This window comes from Leptotrichia sp. oral taxon 223, from assembly GCF_013394795.1.
GTDB lineage: Bacteria > Fusobacteriota > Fusobacteriia > Fusobacteriales > Leptotrichiaceae > Leptotrichia.
The window spans coordinates 251,750-268,334 of record NZ_JABXYU010000001.1 but is presented as its reverse complement, the minus strand read 5'-3'; the positions used below and the strand labels follow the sequence as shown (position 1 = coordinate 268,334).

20 protein-coding genes are annotated in these 16,585 nt (G+C 30.5%); 19 read left to right on the top strand and 1 reads right to left on the bottom strand.

The genetic code is table 11. The annotated features are described in order from the left end of the window. Positions 1 to 3: 3 nt before the first annotated feature. From HW275_RS01410 to HW275_RS01355, 12 genes are all read left to right on the top strand, one after another. Positions 4 to 543, top strand: a complete 540-nt coding sequence (locus HW275_RS01410) for a hypothetical protein (RefSeq protein ID WP_178934529.1) — start codon at positions 4 to 6, stop codon at positions 541 to 543. Between the two features lie 59 nt (positions 544 to 602). Then, positions 603 to 1,298, top strand: a complete 696-nt coding sequence (gene recO / locus HW275_RS01405; RefSeq protein WP_178934527.1) for a DNA repair protein RecO — start codon at positions 603 to 605, stop codon at positions 1,296 to 1,298. Continuing rightward, on the top strand, positions 1,288 to 1,758 hold the full coding sequence (locus tag HW275_RS01400; RefSeq protein ID WP_178934525.1) for a PTS sugar transporter subunit IIA: 471 nt from the start codon (positions 1,288 to 1,290) through the stop codon (positions 1,756 to 1,758). Before recO ends, HW275_RS01400 begins: the two co-directional genes overlap by 11 nt. A gap of 177 nt (positions 1,759 to 1,935) precedes the next feature. Then, positions 1,936 to 2,397, top strand: coding sequence for a transcriptional regulator NrdR (nrdR, locus tag HW275_RS01395; RefSeq protein ID WP_178934523.1), 462 nt, complete (start codon positions 1,936 to 1,938; stop codon positions 2,395 to 2,397). Positions 2,398 to 2,423: 26 nt separating this feature from the next. Beyond that, entirely contained in the window at positions 2,424 to 2,693 is a 270-nt protein-coding gene (locus HW275_RS01390; RefSeq protein ID WP_178934520.1) for a septum formation initiator family protein, read from the top strand. A gap of 30 nt (positions 2,694 to 2,723) precedes the next feature. Further along, positions 2,724 to 3,218: a hypothetical protein gene (locus HW275_RS01385; protein WP_178934518.1), complete on the top strand. Its 495-nt coding sequence runs from the start codon at positions 2,724 to 2,726 to the stop codon at positions 3,216 to 3,218. A 100-nt stretch (positions 3,219 to 3,318) separates the two neighbouring features. After that, a complete protein-coding gene (locus HW275_RS01380) occupies positions 3,319 to 4,764 on the top strand; it encodes a serine protease (RefSeq protein ID WP_178934517.1) in 1,446 nt (481 codons plus the stop codon). Positions 4,765 to 4,801: 37 nt separating this feature from the next. Beyond that, positions 4,802 to 5,965 (top strand): ABC transporter permease, encoded by a 1,164-nt coding sequence (locus HW275_RS01375; RefSeq protein WP_178934515.1) that lies wholly within the window; start codon positions 4,802 to 4,804, stop codon positions 5,963 to 5,965. Further along, positions 5,958 to 6,656 carry an ABC transporter ATP-binding protein gene (locus HW275_RS01370; RefSeq protein WP_178934513.1) on the top strand — a complete coding sequence of 233 codons (699 nt, stop codon included), beginning with the start codon at positions 5,958 to 5,960 and terminating at the stop codon, positions 6,654 to 6,656. Before HW275_RS01375 ends, HW275_RS01370 begins: the two co-directional genes overlap by 8 nt. A gap of 12 nt (positions 6,657 to 6,668) precedes the next feature. Beyond that, positions 6,669 to 7,760, top strand: a complete 1,092-nt coding sequence (gene dinB / locus HW275_RS01365; RefSeq protein ID WP_178934511.1) for a DNA polymerase IV — start codon at positions 6,669 to 6,671, stop codon at positions 7,758 to 7,760. Positions 7,761 to 7,811: 51 nt separating this feature from the next. Further along, positions 7,812 to 8,219, top strand: a complete 408-nt coding sequence (gene cdd, locus HW275_RS01360) for a cytidine deaminase (protein ID WP_178934509.1) — start codon at positions 7,812 to 7,814, stop codon at positions 8,217 to 8,219. A gap of 175 nt (positions 8,220 to 8,394) precedes the next feature. After that, a complete protein-coding gene (locus HW275_RS01355) occupies positions 8,395 to 8,862 on the top strand; it encodes an SH3 domain-containing protein (RefSeq protein WP_178934507.1) in 468 nt (155 codons plus the stop codon). Positions 8,863 to 9,503: 641 nt separating this feature from the next. On the opposite strand, the gene HW275_RS01350 is transcribed toward HW275_RS01355, so the two are convergent. Beyond that, a complete protein-coding gene (locus HW275_RS01350) occupies positions 9,504 to 11,123 on the bottom strand; it encodes an ABC-F family ATP-binding cassette domain-containing protein (RefSeq protein WP_178934505.1) in 1,620 nt (539 codons plus the stop codon). Between the two features lie 158 nt (positions 11,124 to 11,281). Here HW275_RS01350 and HW275_RS01345 point away from each other — a divergent pair, with 158 nt between their 5' ends. From HW275_RS01345 to pfkA, 7 genes are all read left to right on the top strand, one after another. Next, positions 11,282 to 12,058 (top strand): histidinol-phosphatase, encoded by a 777-nt coding sequence (locus HW275_RS01345; RefSeq protein ID WP_178934503.1) that lies wholly within the window; start codon positions 11,282 to 11,284, stop codon positions 12,056 to 12,058. A 31-nt stretch (positions 12,059 to 12,089) separates the two neighbouring features. Continuing rightward, entirely contained in the window at positions 12,090 to 12,578 is a 489-nt protein-coding gene (locus tag HW275_RS01340; protein WP_178934501.1) for a hypothetical protein, read from the top strand. A gap of 49 nt (positions 12,579 to 12,627) precedes the next feature. Then, positions 12,628 to 13,074 (top strand): hypothetical protein, encoded by a 447-nt coding sequence (locus HW275_RS01335; protein WP_178934499.1) that lies wholly within the window; start codon positions 12,628 to 12,630, stop codon positions 13,072 to 13,074. A 57-nt stretch (positions 13,075 to 13,131) separates the two neighbouring features. Continuing rightward, positions 13,132 to 13,626: an NUDIX hydrolase gene (locus HW275_RS01330; protein WP_178934497.1), complete on the top strand. Its 495-nt coding sequence runs from the start codon at positions 13,132 to 13,134 to the stop codon at positions 13,624 to 13,626. 82 nt (positions 13,627 to 13,708) lie between these two features. Beyond that, positions 13,709 to 14,137, top strand: coding sequence for a hypothetical protein (locus HW275_RS01325; protein ID WP_178934494.1), 429 nt, complete (start codon positions 13,709 to 13,711; stop codon positions 14,135 to 14,137). Between the two features lie 27 nt (positions 14,138 to 14,164). Continuing rightward, positions 14,165 to 15,394, top strand: coding sequence for a DUF4272 domain-containing protein (locus HW275_RS01320; RefSeq protein ID WP_178934492.1), 1,230 nt, complete (start codon positions 14,165 to 14,167; stop codon positions 15,392 to 15,394). 173 nt (positions 15,395 to 15,567) lie between these two features. Then, positions 15,568 to 16,530: a 6-phosphofructokinase gene (gene pfkA / locus HW275_RS01315; protein ID WP_178934490.1), complete on the top strand. Its 963-nt coding sequence runs from the start codon at positions 15,568 to 15,570 to the stop codon at positions 16,528 to 16,530. Positions 16,531 to 16,585 lie beyond the last annotated feature (55 nt).

Below are 16,585 nucleotides of genomic sequence, written 5' to 3'. Positions count from 1 at the left end.
GTTATGTTAAAACAATTAACATTAACAAAAAAAGTTATATTATTATTTTTATTGGTATCAGTATTTTCTTTTTCTAAAGATTTTTGGGAAAAGAGAAGTTTTACGGTAAATGTTGTCGAGGATGCTAACATCAATGGAACAAGAAGAAGTAAGAGCTATGTTATGGCATATAATTCGGGAACAATGAAGCTGACAATCACGGCGCCAAAAACAAATAAAGGAGAAGTTTATACTTTTAGCGGAAGTAAAAAAACAATTTATTATCCAAGCCTAAAACAGACTGTAACACAGAAAACTAACAAAAATGAAGCAAATATACTGGCAGTATTTAATAAATTGCGTGGCATAACATCTAAGAAAACACAAACTAGAAATGGAAATACTTTCACATTTTCAAATAACTGGCTAACAGCGATAAAAAGCAGCGGAAATACAGTAAACTTTAGTGATTATAAGACTTCAAACGGATATAGCTATCCAACAAAAATTTCTGTATCAGACGGAAGTTCTCAAATAATTTACAGATTATCAAATTTCAGATAATTTAAAAATATAAGTTCTGCAACATAAATTTAAGTAAACGAGTAAATGTGAAATAAAATATGAAAATAATAAAGACAAATTGTATTGTTCTAAAAAAAAAGGAAATGAAAGAGGCGGATTTATTAGTAACACTCTTTAGCAAGGAATACGGAAAAATTATGGCAACAGCCTACGGAATCCGTAAATCTAAAAAAAGAAATATTGTTTCTTTAAATCCGCTAAATGAAGTTGAAATAACACTTTTACAAAAAAATAATTTTTATGTGGTAAAAGATGTTGAAATTATAAAAAACTTTAAAAATATTTTGAAAAGTATTGAAAAATTGGAAATTTCGCTGTATGTGTTAGACAGCATAGATAAAATTTATTATATTACAGACGAAAATGGAGATTTTTTTGATAAGCTGCTGAAGATATTGAGCTTTATTGATATTCTTCCATATATGAAAAGGGGATATAAATATTATGTTGTGTTATCATTTTTACGGAGAATAATGATAGAACAAGGTATTTATGATATTGAGGAAATTAGTTTGATGATGAAAAAGGAAAAGAAAGAAAATTTACAAAAATATAAAGAAATTTTGAAAATTGTAAAAAACAGTTCGGATATTCTTGAAATTCAGCAAAAATTAGAGAATTACACTGGTTTTTTAAAAGGAATGGCTATAATTTTTGAAAATTTTATAAATAGAAATTTACAAGTTGAGATAAAAATAAAGAAGTTTATTATGGAGGAATTTTATGGAAGCTAAAAATATTGCAGACTATATCAAGGTTGATACTATAAATTTAAACTTGGAATCAAAAAATAAAAACGCAGTAATCAGGGAATTGTATAATAATTTAAAAAAAACAAACTTGATAAAAGATGAAGAACAAGGATTAAATGATATTTTTGCAAGGGAAGAAATGGGTTCAACTGGAATCGGGAAAAGAATAGCTTTGCCACATGCAAAAACAAAAGCTGTGGACGAGTTAATGATAACATTTGGAATTTCGAGAAATGGGATTGTGTACAATTCAATAGACGATGAAAATGTGAATATATTTTTTATGTTCCTATGTCCAGAAGACAAAACGCAGGAATACTTAAAAGTTTTGGCAAGAATTTCAAGATTAATAAGAGAGGATAAATTTGTTGACAGTTTATTAAAAGCAGCTGCAAATGAAGAAATTCTAGAAATTATTAGAAGCGAAGAAATAAGAAGATAACTAATAAGTCAAAATAAATAAATATTTTAGACTTCATTTTTCAGAAAACTTTCTTTAACTAGACGAAATAATCAAACTTAAAATTTCTAAATATTACTATACTATTTTTAATTTTTAGAATAATTTTGCTGTACTAGCCTAAATTATTTTAATATTTGGAAAAGGTAGGGAGAATTTATGAGATGTCCATTTTGTGGTTATGAAAATACAAAAGTTGTTGACAGTCGTATTTATTTTGAAGGAAATTCAATAAAACGGCGACGTGAATGTGAAAAATGTGGAAAGAGATTTACAACTCATGAAAAAGTGGTAGATTTATCGCTTTTTGTAATAAAGAAAAATGGAGGAAAACAGCCGTATTTACGTGAAAAAGTTTATAATGGAATTATCAGGGCGTTTGAAAAGCGGCACATTGATAAGGAAAAAATTGAAGAAATGCTGGATAAGATTGAACGTGAAATTTTGACTGAATATTCTGGCGAGATAAAATCCAGTGAGCTGGGAGATAAAGTGCTTTCATATTTAATTGACCTGGATGAAATTGCCTATGTCAGATTTGCTTCAGTTTATAAAAAATTTGAGAGTTTAGACAGTTTTGTAAAGGAAATTGAAAAAATAAGAAATGATAAAAAAAAGTAAATCAGAAATTTTAAAAAGGAGAAGCGATGAAAAAACTTATTGTTATTGGGAATATTATATTTGCCTGTCTAGTTATACATTTTGTTGGACAAAGCGTAAAAGTGTTTTCAGGGAAAAGAAACATGCAAGCTAAGCTGGAAAAAACCGATAAAGAAATAAAGGAGCTTACTGACAAAAAAAATAAATTATTAGAACAGGCTAAAAGTTTTAATGATGATGATAATACTGATAAATTTGCAAGAAATAATTTAAATTTGAAGAAAAAAGGAGAAGATACTTATAAAATTGTTGACTAGAAATTAGTTAGCCTTATAAGTTGTAGAACAATGAACAATTTTAATAATACAGAACAATTAAAAGATAAATTAAAAAAATATAAAATAGAAGATGACCGAAATAAATATATTTTTAGGGCAAATTGGAAATATATGCTTTCATCATCTATTTTTTTTATAGTAATTGCATTTATTGCAGGATATTCACTATATAAAGGAATTGCAGGTATAGAAAAACTTACGCCATTAAAAATAGCTTTTATAGTAATTTTATTTGGATATGTTGTTATCGCTTCTTTTCTTTTGTTTAAATTTAAAATTACAATTGAAAACAATGAAATAGTTTTAAAAAATATGCGAATTAAAATGGAAGATATTGAAAGTGCAACTGTGAAAATTATTAAAGTCAGTGCAAGCAAAGTTGATAAGTTTTTGGAAATAATAACAAAAGATAAAAAGAGAATACAAATTAGACTAAATATAAGCAATGAATTATTATTTTTTAAATTAATACAAAATCAGATTGGAGAGAAACTGGATATTTAAATATAATTTATAAATTAGGATAATGTTACTTAAATTATAAGTATGTTTAATTTTAAGGAGTTATAAGTATAATTTGAAATTTTAGAAGGGAATGATTAAAATGAAAAAAATAATTTTAATAGTTAATATATTTTTGTGCAGTTTTATTTTTGCAGATGACGGCTCAGTAAAAAAAGCGCTTGTAAAAGTTTATGCGGCTCACCAGATGTATAATTACGCATCACCTTGGCAAAATGGGCAGGACTACAATTCCACAGCGACAGGATTTATAATTGACGGAAACAGAATTATTACAAATGCTCACGCTGTATTGAATGAGAAATTTTTGCAAGTGAGAAAAGAAGGGGATTCACGAAAGTACAAGGCAAATGTGAAATTTGTATCGGAAGAATATGATCTGGCTATGATTGATGTGGAGGATAAATCCTTTTTTAACGGGACAACTTCGCTAAAATTAGGAAGATTGCCACAAATTCAGGATAATTTGACAGTGTATGGATATCCGCTTGGAGGGGATAAGTTAAGCACGACTAGAGGTATTGTATCGAGAATGGAGCATAATACGTATACATTGACAAATCAGAAATTTTTAATTGGGCAAACTGATGCTGCAATTAACAGCGGAAACAGCGGAGGACCGGTTTTAAGCAATAACAAAGTTGTAGGTGTGGCATTTGCTGGACTTACACAAGCTGATAACATCGGATATTTTATTCCTGTCAATATACTTGAAAACTTTCTTGATGACATAAAAGATGGAAATTATGACGGGCCGCCAAAATTAGGAATACAATGGGCAAAACTGGAAAGTACATCGCAACGTCAAATGTTAGGGTTAAAAAACGATTCAAAAGGTATTATTATAAAGAAAGTTTTCACAAATTCACCATTTTATGGAATTTTACAAAGAAATGATGTATTATTAAAATTAGATGGGCAAAATATCGAGTCGGATGGAACAATTGAGTTTCGTAAAAATGAAAAAACAGACTTTAATTTTATAAATCAGGAAAAGAAATATGGACAAAGTTTGAGTTATGAAATTATAAGGGATAAAAAAGTTCAGAAAGGGCAAGTTACGTTAAAGAAAACAGATATAAAATATAGCGTTGTAAAAAGTACAAAATTACAGGATGCCCCGTCATATTATGTGTATGGAGGGCTGATATTCGAGCCTCTTACAACAAATTATATTACGGCGCTTTCACAAGCCCGTCCAACAAATACACTAGCTGCAATTTATGACAGGGAGGAACTGTTTAAGGATTATGATGGACTGGTAATTTTGGTAAGAGTTCTTCCATTTGACGTGAATCTTGGATATTCTGATCTTGAAAACAAGATAATTACAAAGGTTAATGGGCAAAAATATAAGGATTTTAATGATTTTGTGCAGAAAGTTAGAAGCACAAACAGTGAATTTATTGTTTTCGAGGATGAAGACAGCAATGAAATAGTGCTGGATGTGGCAAAAGTTAAGGCTCAGAAATCAGAATTGATGGAAAATTATAATATTTCACGTGAAATGTCAAGTGATATAAAATAAAACAAATTATTCATACGAAAGGAGAAAAAAATAAAATATGATTGAATTTTTTATTGCGTTCAGACATGTCGTTGAAAGAAAATTTCAAAGCATATTTTCTGTGCTTGGAGTAGCTATTGCGGTAACAGTTTTTATTGTTTCACTTACTGTTTCCAATGGACTGGAAAAAAATATGATTAATTCACTGCTTACTATGAGTCCGCATATTTTGATAAAAAATAAGCATAAGACATTTTTTGAAAATTATAATCAAATTGCAGATAATGTAAAAAAAATAAAAGGTGTAAAAGCTGTTATTCCACAGATGAACAGCCAGTCTATATTAAAATTTGAAGGCTTTGCAAAAGGAGTTCTTGCTGATGGCATTAGTCCTGAGAATGTAAAGCATGGTTTGAATTTAAAAATTGTAGAAGGGAATGACAATATTGCCGCACTTGATTCAATCCTTGTTGGGGAACAGCTGGCTTATGAAATGCGGTTAAAAGTGGGGCAGGAAATAAGTCTTGTATCAGCTGAAAATAAGGAAGTAAAACTTATTGTAAAGGGAATTTTTAAAACAGGATTTTTAGATTATGATTCAAATCTTGTAATTGTTCCATTGCGAACTATGCAAATTTTACCTGAGCAGGGTGAAGTTGCAACAGAAATTGGAATCAAAGTTGACAGCCCGCAAAAAGTGGAAACAGTGCTGAATCAAGTAAGAAGTGCAGTTGATCAGAAGGAATACGGAATTATAAGCTGGAAAACAATTAACCAGAATCTGTTAAAGGCGGTACAGTTTGAAAAATTTGTATTAATTGCTATTTTAAGTCTGCTTCTAATTATTGCAAGTTTTGCCGTGTCAGTAATTTTAAATATGATTGTGCGGGAAAAAATAAAGGATATTGGAATTTTAAAGTCCATTGGCTATACAAATAAAAATATTCGTAGAATTTTTACAATAGAAGGATTAATAATCGGTGTTTTTGGAATGATTATGGCAAGTATGCTGTCTCCACTTGTACTGATTGGACTAAAAATTCTGTTTAAGGAATATATGAAAGGCGGAACTTATTATTTGGAAGAGTTGCCATTATATATTTCACAAATAGAACTTTTTGTTATTTATGTGGTAACATTTATAGTGGTATTTGTGTCAACAATTTTTCCAGCAGCCAGAGCAGCTAGATTAAAACCTGTGGAGGCATTGAAATATGAATAAAATAATAGAATTGAAAAACGTTAATAAAATCTATAAAACAAAAGTTGAAAATATTCATGTACTGAAAAATGTAAATTTAGCATTCAACAAGGGAGATTTTATTTCGATTCAAGGTAAATCAGGAAGCGGAAAAACATCACTTTTAAATATACTAGGACTTTTGGATGAGCCGACTGATGGAGAGATTTATATTGGCGGGGAAAAAATTCATTATAAAAATGAAAAAGCCAAAACTGCAATAAGAAATCAAAAAATAGGATTCGTTTTCCAGTTTCATTATCTGTTAAATGAATTTACGGCGCTTGAAAACGTTATGATGCCTGCACTTGTGAATAAAAATATGAATAAAAGTGAGGCACAGAGAAAAGCAAAGGAATTATTGGCACTGGTAGGATTGGCAAAGCGTTTGAAACATAAGCCTATGGAGCTTTCAGGAGGGGAAAAGCAGCGTGTGGCAATAGCAAGGGCAATGATTAACGATCCTGACATAATACTGGCTGATGAGCCGACTGGAAATCTGGATACAGAAACAAGCAACCTTATAAACGAACTGTTTATGAAAATAAATCAGGAAAGAAATCAGTCAATAATAATAGTTACTCACAGTCTGGAGCTGGCAAATCTGGCTTCTTACAAATATAAAATTGAGAATGGCGAATTTAACATGATTTTACCGACAATACAATTTTAGGAAATTTTGACAATGGAAAAAGAAAAAATTTATCTGCATTATGATATGGACGCTTTTTTTGCGGCAATTGAGCAAAGGGATAACAGGGAACTTCGAGGAAAGCCTATCGCAATAGGGCATGGAGTTGTTACAACGGCAAGCTATGAAGCCAGAAAATACGGTATAAAATCTGCTATGCCAACGGTTCAGGCTAAACGGCTATGTCCTAACCTTATTGTTGTAAGCCTTAGAAAAGGTGTTTATTTTGAGGAAGGCAGAAGAATACAGGGATTAATAAAAAAAGTCTTGAAAAAATGCGAATTTACTTCTGTTGATGAAGGTTACATTGATATTACAGGATTTATTCGGAATAAAAATGCAAAACTTGATAAAAGGGATGAAATTTTAGAAATTGAAAGATTTATAAAAAAATTTAAAAAGTACATTTATGATAATTCTGGGCTTACTTGTTCAGTTGGGATAGGTTTTAGCAAGATAAGCGCTAAGATTGCAAGCGATATTGATAAGCCTAATGGTTATTTCATATTTAGGAACCGTGAACATTTCTTGGATTATATTTATAGCAAGGAGCTGGGGATAATTCCAGGAATTGGGAGAAAGACAAGGGAAGTATTAAAACTATTTAATGTAACGAATGTCTTTCAGCTTTATGAAATTGAGAAAAATGAACTGATTAGAAGATTTGGGGAAAGCAAAGGGGAGTATCTGTATAATGCTGTCCGAGGCTTACATTCTTCTGAAATAAATACAGACAGGAAAAGACAGTCTTATGGGCATGAAGTTACTTTTCACCAGGCGGAAAATGATATTTTGGCATTACATGCTGAATTAAAAAAACAGTCTGAAAAATTGAGCAGCAAACTTATTGAAAAAAATGAATTTGCCAAAACTGTTACAATAAAAATCCGATATTCCAACTTTGTAACGCATACTCGCTCAAAGACGTTAAAAAGTGCGACAAATGATGTAAATGGAATATACGAAGCAGCCCTTGAAAATCTGGAGTTTTTTGAAAAAAAAGATGAGGTTCGGCTTATCGGAGTACAGTTAAGCTCGATTTTGAAAAGTAATGTAGTTCAGTTGTCATTTGATGATTTAAAATAAATTATTAGAATATTTTAATAAAAAATTATTTAAGATGGGAAGTGAAAGAGAATGATTTTAAGTGAAAAAGAAATATTGGATTATATTGATGAAATTAATCTTTTATTGGAAAGAGCATATGTTCCTTATTCAAAATTTCCTGTTGCAGCACTGTTAATTGATGATAATGGAAACAAGCATAAGGGAGTTAATGTCGAAAATGCTTCTTTTGGACTTACACTTTGTGCAGAACGCAATGCGATTACAACGGCGGTTACACAGGGCATGAAAAAAATGAAGCTGCTTGTTGTAACAGGAAATACGCCTGAGCCGATTAGCCCTTGTGGAGCGTGCAGGCAGGTAATAAGAGAATTTTCAGATAAAGACACGGTTATAATTTTAACAAACAGGAATAGAAAGTATAGAATTACTTCATTGGAGGAATTGCTGCCGTATTCATTTGGGCCAGAGGATTTGTAAAAAAGAATGCAAAGCCAGTTATTTTTAGAGATTATATGATTTTTAGAAATTTAGTTGAAAAATATTAAATTTTTTACAATTTTAACTTGCAAAATTTGAAAAACAGGTTATAATATTACTAGAATAACAAGTGTTATATATAAATAAAAATTTTGAATTCCAAGGAGTGATTTTTATGAAAAAAGTATTTCTAATTTCAATTTTATCTCTAATTCTTAGTGCAATTTCAATGGGAGCCACATTTATGACTTCCTCAAAGGATAATGCGATTAATATAAGACAATCTGCGACTACTGATTCCAAAGTTATTGAAACTATTAAAAATGGACATATACTGGAAAGTAATGAAAAATCTGGAGATTGGCACAAAGTAACTTATTATGACAGTGATATTAAAAAATCATTTACTGGGTATATTCATAACAGCCAATTAAAAGAAATTGTTGGAAAACTTGTTATAACTTCAAGTGAAGGATATAGCAACATAAGAGAAAAACCAACAACAAAATCTACAATAAAAACTAGATTAAAAAAAGGACAAACAGTTTATGCGATAAGCAAGACAGATGATGACTGGTATTACATAAGATACAATGGGAACGAATATGGTTATATTTATGGTAATCAAGTGGCTAAAAAATAAAAGAGTTAAATATCTTTCTTTGAATAAATTATAAAAAATGGCAGGAAATATTAATAAATATAATCCTGCTATTTTTATATCCAAGAATTTATTTAAAAAATAGAAGTAAAATTCGATCAAAATTAATTTGATAACTTTGTTAAAAAAAATCAAATTTAATTCTTAAGTATCCATATAAGGGACTTTCATTTAAAAAAACTGCTTATAATAAATATTTTTCCTATAGTTTTTATGTTTTTTCTTTTTATAAAGATTATTATATTTAAATTTCAAGCTTTTACATTTGGAAAATATTAAATAAGCAAAATTTCGTTAAAGGAAAAATAACTGTCTGAGCGTAGTTTTTACGGAGCGAGTTTTATTTTTTCTTTATAAGAAAGTTTTGCGTTAAGCGGGGTTGTAAGGGCATGGCGTCTGATGCCCTTACGTTAAAAAAAATTGAATAAAAAAATAGAAAAAATCATTATTAATCATAATATTTATAAATAAAATTATAAAAGTCTTTAAGATGGATACTTAATGATAAATTTAATTAAAGGGTATTTTAATAGTTATATAGGTTGTATAATAGCATAATCTTGTAAAAAAAATAACTTTAATTTCATAATTTTTTATTTCTACTCTTTAAACGGAAAATAGTATTAACTATACATTTCATTCAATCTTGCTTCAACAGTTTCGTCATTTAAATAATCATCATATTCCATTTCTTTTTCCAAAATTCCTTTTGGAGTAATTTCAATGATTTTATTTGCAATTGTCTGAATAAATTCGTGATCGTGTGTTGTGAATAAAATTGTTCCGTCAAATCTTTCCAGCGACTTATTTAACGATGTAATTGCTTCGAGATCCAAGTGATCTGTCGGGTTGTCTAATAATAGGACATTTGCGCTGGATAGCATCATTTTTGAAAGCATGCAACGGACTTTTTCCCCTCCAGAAAGCACTTTAGCTTTTTTCTTTGCCTCTTCTCCTGAAAATAACATTCTTCCTAAAAATCCACGTACATATTCTTCGTGCTGATCAGTTGAAAATTGTCTTAACCAGTCAATTAGTGATAAATCTACATCTTCAAAAAATGCTGAGTTGTCTTTTGGGAAATAGCTTTGTGAAGTTGTAACTCCCCATTCAACAGATCCTGAATCAGGCTCCAGTTCTCCAGCAAGAATTTGGAAAAGAGTAGTCTTGGCTATATCATTTTTGGATAAGATAACAACTTTATCCCCAGTATTTACTGTAAATGAGATATTGTCAAGAATTTTTTCTCCGTCAATGGTTTTTGTTAAATTCTCAACTTTTAACATATTGTTTCCAGCTTCCCTTTCAGGCTTAAATTCAATATACGGATATTTTCTGTTGGAAACTTGCATATCTTCAAATTGTAATTTTTCCAGCTGTTTTTTACGGCTTGTAGCCTGTTTTGATTTTGAGGCGTTGGCAGAGAAACGGGCAATGAAGTCTTGCAGCTCTTTTTTCTTTTGCTCCATCTTCTTATTCTGGTTTCTGATTAATTCCTGCATTAATTGATTTGACTCATACCAGAAATCATAGTTTCCAACGAACATTTTAATTTTTCCATAATCAATGTCGGCAATATGGGTGCAAACTTTGTTTAAAAAGTGTCTGTCGTGCGAAACGACAAGGACAGTTGTGTTTTCCAGCTCCATCAGAAAATCTTCAAGCCATTTTACAGCATGTAAGTCAAGTCCATTTGTAGGCTCGTCTAACAATAAAATATCAGGATTTCCAAAAATAGCCTGTGCAAGCAATACTTTTACCTTTTCAGGCTCTGTTAATTCCTTCATCAGCTTGTGATGCAGTTCAGCAGGAATTCCTAGTCCAATTAGAAATTTTTCGGCATTTGTTTCAGCTTCCCAGCCATCTAGCTCTGCAAATTCCCCCTCAAGTTCAGCCGCTAAATTTCCATCTTCTTCAGTAAATTCAGTTTTTGCGTACAAAGCATTTTTTTGCAGCATAATATCATATAATTTTGCGTGTCCCATCATTACTACATTTAGCACTTCCTCATCTTCATAGGCAAAGTGATCCTGTTTTAGAAATGATAGCCTTTTATTTTTTTCTATAATAACTTCTCCAGAAGTAGAATCAAGTTCCCCAGTCAAAACTTTTAAAAAAGTTGACTTGCCAGCTCCATTCGGTCCAATAATACCGTAACAGTTCCCTTCTGTAAACTTAATATTTACTTCATCAAAAAGTTTTCGTCCACCAAACTGAACAGATAAATTACTTGTTGAAATCAAAAAATTTCCTCCTTAAATATTTAAAATTTACTTATATTATATCAAAAATTTTCACTAAAAACAAAATAAATTTATTTAAAACCTTTATTTTTTTCAAAATAATTGGTAAAATATACGAAAGGAAAAATTTTGAAAAAAAAACAGAATGGGGTAAACTTATGAACAAGACAAATTTTCATACTCACAATTACCGATGTGAGCATGCCGTTGGAAACGTGGAAGATTATGTAAAAGTGGCAATTAGGGAAGGCTATGCCGAGCTTGGAATATCAGATCATGCTCCAATGCCTGAATATTACAAAAACAACAGAATGAAAGAAGAAGATTTTAATGGGTATTTAAAGGAAATTAAAGAAGCGCAGGAAAAATACGGAAATAAAATTAAGATTTATAAATCGCTAGAAATTGAATATTTTCCAGAATTTCTTGAAAAATATGATAGATACAGGGAAAAACTGGATTATCTTGTTTTGGGGCTGCACGCTTTTAGAAAAGATGGAGATGACACAAACTATAATGCCTGGAAAATAGAAACAGGAGAAGATGTGCTGGCCTATGCCCAATTTATGGTGGAAGCCATAGAAAGTGGGAAATTCGACTACATCGCACATCCAGATTTGTATGTAATAAATTATCGGACTTGGGATGAAAGCTGCGAAAAAGCCGCACATATGATTGCAAAAGCGGCAGAAAAAATGGATGTACCGCTTGAAGTGAATGCAAACGGAATAAGAAAAACATTTGAAAGACATCCAGACTGGGACAGGTACATGTATCCGTACAAGGAATTCTGGGAAATTGTGAAACAGTACAATGTAAGGGCGATAATTGGTTCGGATGCACATGATTTTAACAGGATGGAAGATAGGGAAATGGAAATTGCGAGGGAATTTGCGAAGGAAATTGGGCTGACTGTGATTGAGAGTATTTTTTGAAATTATAAAATTTAATAGGAGGAACTATAATATGAAAAAAATAATTTTACTTATTTGTATTTTGATAGGAGTGAGTTCATGTTCTGTTATTCGTGGATTTGCTGATATATCAAATCGAAATGCCAGAGGATATAAAACTGAATATAAACAAGAACAGTTAGCATTAGAACATCATAAACTAACATATAAATTTCCAAAAACAAAGGATAGTAGAAATAACGAGGAATATGAAACAGTATGGAATGGTATGAAGCTAATAATTCCTAAAAATACAACAATAGATAAGGAAGGTAAATTAGTTTATAAAGGTTATCAATTAAGAGTGGGATTTACTCAAACTGCTAATAGAGAAGAGCTTTGTAGAAATAATGTGAATGACAGTAAACAATGGTATAAGAAATATGATGGAAGTTATCGTATTTTAGAGTTTTATGAGTTTAAGTATTACAAAGGTCATCCAAATTTTAATTTAGATTTAGCTAAAGACATAGCTGCACTAAATGATTTTATCGAATGTTAAAAAATTTAGGGAAGGAGGATGTATAATATTATTATACGAGAAAATTAATATGAAAAAAATAATTTTACTTATTTGTATTTTATTAGGAATAAGTTCGTGTGAAGTCATTGATGAAGCTGTTCAAGATGCACGAGCATATGGAGATGCAACTAGATATGAAAAAAAGCAAGAGAGAATAGGAAACGAACTCTTTGATGAAGATACCCAAAAAATAATGTGGAATGGTATGGAATTAATAGTTCCCAAAAATACAAAAATAAACGAAAGAGGAAAACTAGTTTACGGTGATTATGAATTAAATATATATCTCTATCGTGTTACAAGAGAGAATATTTGTACAGCCAAAAAATCATTTAAAAAAGAATGGTATAAAAAATATAATAATAATTATTATGTTTTAGAAGGCTCTACATATAATAATTTAATTGTTCATTGGAATAGTAATATAAATTTAGCCAGAAAAATAGCTAGAGAAAATAATTTTACTGAATGTTAAAAAATTTTAAAGAAAGGAGTGTATGGTAAGTATTTTTTATTATCATACAAAAAATAAATGGATAATAGTTTTAAATTTTTAAAAGGTGCAAAAATGATACATCCTACGACAGGGATAACTTTGGAGTATTTGGACAAATCCAATGCGGTTTGCTTTGTGCTGTTTAATGAAACGAAGGAAAAAGTAATTTTGGTAAAACAGTTTAGGCCTGGACCAAAAGATTATTCAATTGAAGCTTGTGCGGGATTAATTGATGGAGATGAAAAGCCTAGAGTAGCGGCTTTTAGGGAATTGAAGGAGGAAACTGGATATTTGGAAAAAGATGTGACAGATATTGAACAGTTGCCGCAAGGGTTGTATGTGTCGCCAGGATATACTACCGAAAAATTGTATTTTTTCAGCGCAAGACTAAAATCCGATGAGATAAAGCCAATAGAACAGTCGCTTGATCATGGAGAAGAAGTGGAAGTAATATGGGTTGATGTGAAGGATATTACAAAGGTGTCAAGCGATATGAAGACAATACTGGCGGTAACGTATTTTTCAAGATAAAGAATAATCTGTAATTTTATATTTTAAGAGCATATTTGAAAGGAAATTCTTTAATATAAAAGACAGCTGAAGGGAGGAGAGCATGAATAAGATTTATTTGCCGTTGCCTGTTATAATATTGATTTTTTATATATTTTACATAACTTTTGCTATAATTATGAGAAAAATCAGATTTAATGCAGAAAATTTGGAAGAACTGGATGGGGAATTTATATTTACTTTTATAAGAAGAGTAAGAAAGGAAGAAGTTTACTTTAATATTGATGAGGTAAAAATGTGCCTTTTAACGAGAATACTTATTCGGGAAGGGACTTTCAGGACAATAAATTTCAATATTTATTTAAATGACGGATATAGCCTGAGATTGAGGAAAAAAAGGGAATGCCTGCTATTTTTACAAGTTTGCAGGGAAAAAAGAAAAGAGCTGTATCAGAAAATTTTAAGCATGATACCTGCAGAAACTACTGTTGTTTCAATTATTGAGAAGGAACTGGATAACTTTAAGCGGTAAAAAATAAACTTGGGAAAGGGAGAAAAAATGAGTCTATGGAATTTTTTTAAACGGAAGAGGAAAACAAAATCAGGAATATGCTTTTCAAAGGAAAAATCAATAGAAGAGCTTTTAAAAAACTTTTTGGAAATTAATGCTGATAAAATTAAAATAGTTACGACAGAAAATGGTGAAAAATTAACTGAAAATACAAAGAAATTTTTTCTTGAACTGAAGGATGGGAGAAAAGTGACTGTAGTGGTAAATCCAAGCCGGGATTTTCTTCTTAAGCAACAAATAGCAGTGGAAGTATTTTTGGAAAAATTAAATTCAGAAACTTTTAAGAATGTAGATGAAAAGGAGTTTTTAGAATACAATAGCCTGTTTATAGTTTTAGAGGCAGTAAATAAGGAAGAAGAGAAGGATGGAGCAAAATTAGCAGAACAGCTTGCGAATTTTTTAGGAGAATTCCATAGATTCATTATACAAAAAACCTTGAACCACTATCACTATAATGGAAAAAGGATGGTTCAAGATGAGAAAAAATGGCAAATTTCAGATTTTATCCCGCCTCTTTCTAAAAGAATGTTTTCTGAATATGAAATTGAAATGACAAGTGATGATACCGATAGAATAAGAAGAAATATTGAAATATTAAAAGAAAATGGACTTCCGTATGATGAAAAAATGGAAGTGAATATATCTGAAAAAGATGTGAAAATATATAAAAAATGGGATATTATAAGAAGAATTGTAGCAATAGTAATAACACGGCTTGCTGCAGAAACACACCTTGAAAAAAAGGAAAAAGGACAGGAAGAGCTGGCTATTATAGTAGATATTTTTGAAAAAAGATACCAGTTTAAGCAAGTTTTATCAGAAAGGGAAAAAAACTTTATTGAAAATCCAACTGATGATAGGGAACTGAATGCAGAGTTTTATTTTAGGCTTGAGTCAGCAAAAATGCTGCTTTGGGTTTTGTCAATTATAGACATTGAATTGCAGGATTTTAACACGTTTTGCGATATTTCAGTTTTGATAAGCGGAATAAAAAATGAGAATTTAAAGTCATTTGCGAGAAAATGCGAAATCCGTTCCAAAAATAAAATTATGGATATGCTTGACTACATATATAGGTTAAACTGGGCAAATGTTGAAATAAAGCTGGATGGATATGAAAGAATTGTAAATGAGAGCATTTTGTATTTTAGCAGACTGGCACTGGAATGGGTAGTTCAGGATGGAAAAAGCATGGATGATATTGTGATTCATACATAAGAAGGCACTGTTAAATGATTTTAAAACTATTTAAAAACGGGCTTAAATAAAATAATTTTAAAAATTATTTGACAATAGAAATTAAAAATGCTAATATAAAAATGTAAGGTTTATAAGGAATTTTAAAAGTTAATAAATTTGTAATTATAATGTATAGAAGGAGAAAAAATACGATGAAAAAGATCGCAATTTTAACAAGTGGAGGAGATTCACAAGGAATGAATACAGCAATAAGAGCTGTCACTAAAGCCGCTATAAACAAAGGAATGGAAGTTTATGGCATAAGAAGAGGATACAAAGGTATGCTTGAAGATCAAATTTTTCCATTGACATTACTAGATGTAAGTGGAATTGCTGATAAAGGAGGGACAATTTTATTATCAGCCAGATTGCCGGAATTTAAAGATCCTGAAGTTAGAGCAAAAGCTGCGGCTAATTTGAAAAAATACGGAATTGACGGACTAGTTGTAATTGGTGGGGATGGTTCATTCCATGGGGCGCATTACTTGCATAAAGAACATGGTATTAAAACAATTGGAATACCAGGAACTATTGATAATGACGTAGCTGGAACTGACTATACAGTTGGTTATGATACAGCGTTAAATATTATATTAGATGCCATTTCAAAATTAAAAGATACTGCTACTTCTCACGAAAGAACATATTTAGTGGAAGTAATGGGAAGAAACTGTGGAGATTTGGCTCTTTATTCTGCAATAGCAGGTGGAGCAAGCGGAGTTATGATTCCAGAAACTGAAAGTTCAATTGACGACTTGGCAGAAGTAATTAAAAAAAGACGTTCAGAGGGTAAATTATACGATATAATCGTTGTTGCTGAAGGTGTAGGTAATGTTGTGCAAATTAAAGACGAATTGGCTAAAAAAGTTGATACAAGCATAAGAGTTACTATTTTGGGACATATTCAAAGAGGTGGAGCGCCTACTGCATTTGATAGAATTTTAGCAACAAGGTTGGGTGTTAAAGCAGTTGAATTAATTGAAGAAGGAAAAGGCGGATTAATGGTTGGAATTCAAAGTGAAGAAGTAACAACTCATAAATTAGCTTACGCTTGGGAAAATTATTCAAAAACCTCTGCAGCTGATTATGCAATAGCAAATATGCTATCATTATAATTGTTAAATGATAAATTTTATAAATTTGGCAATTTTTAAAAAACAAATGAACTCT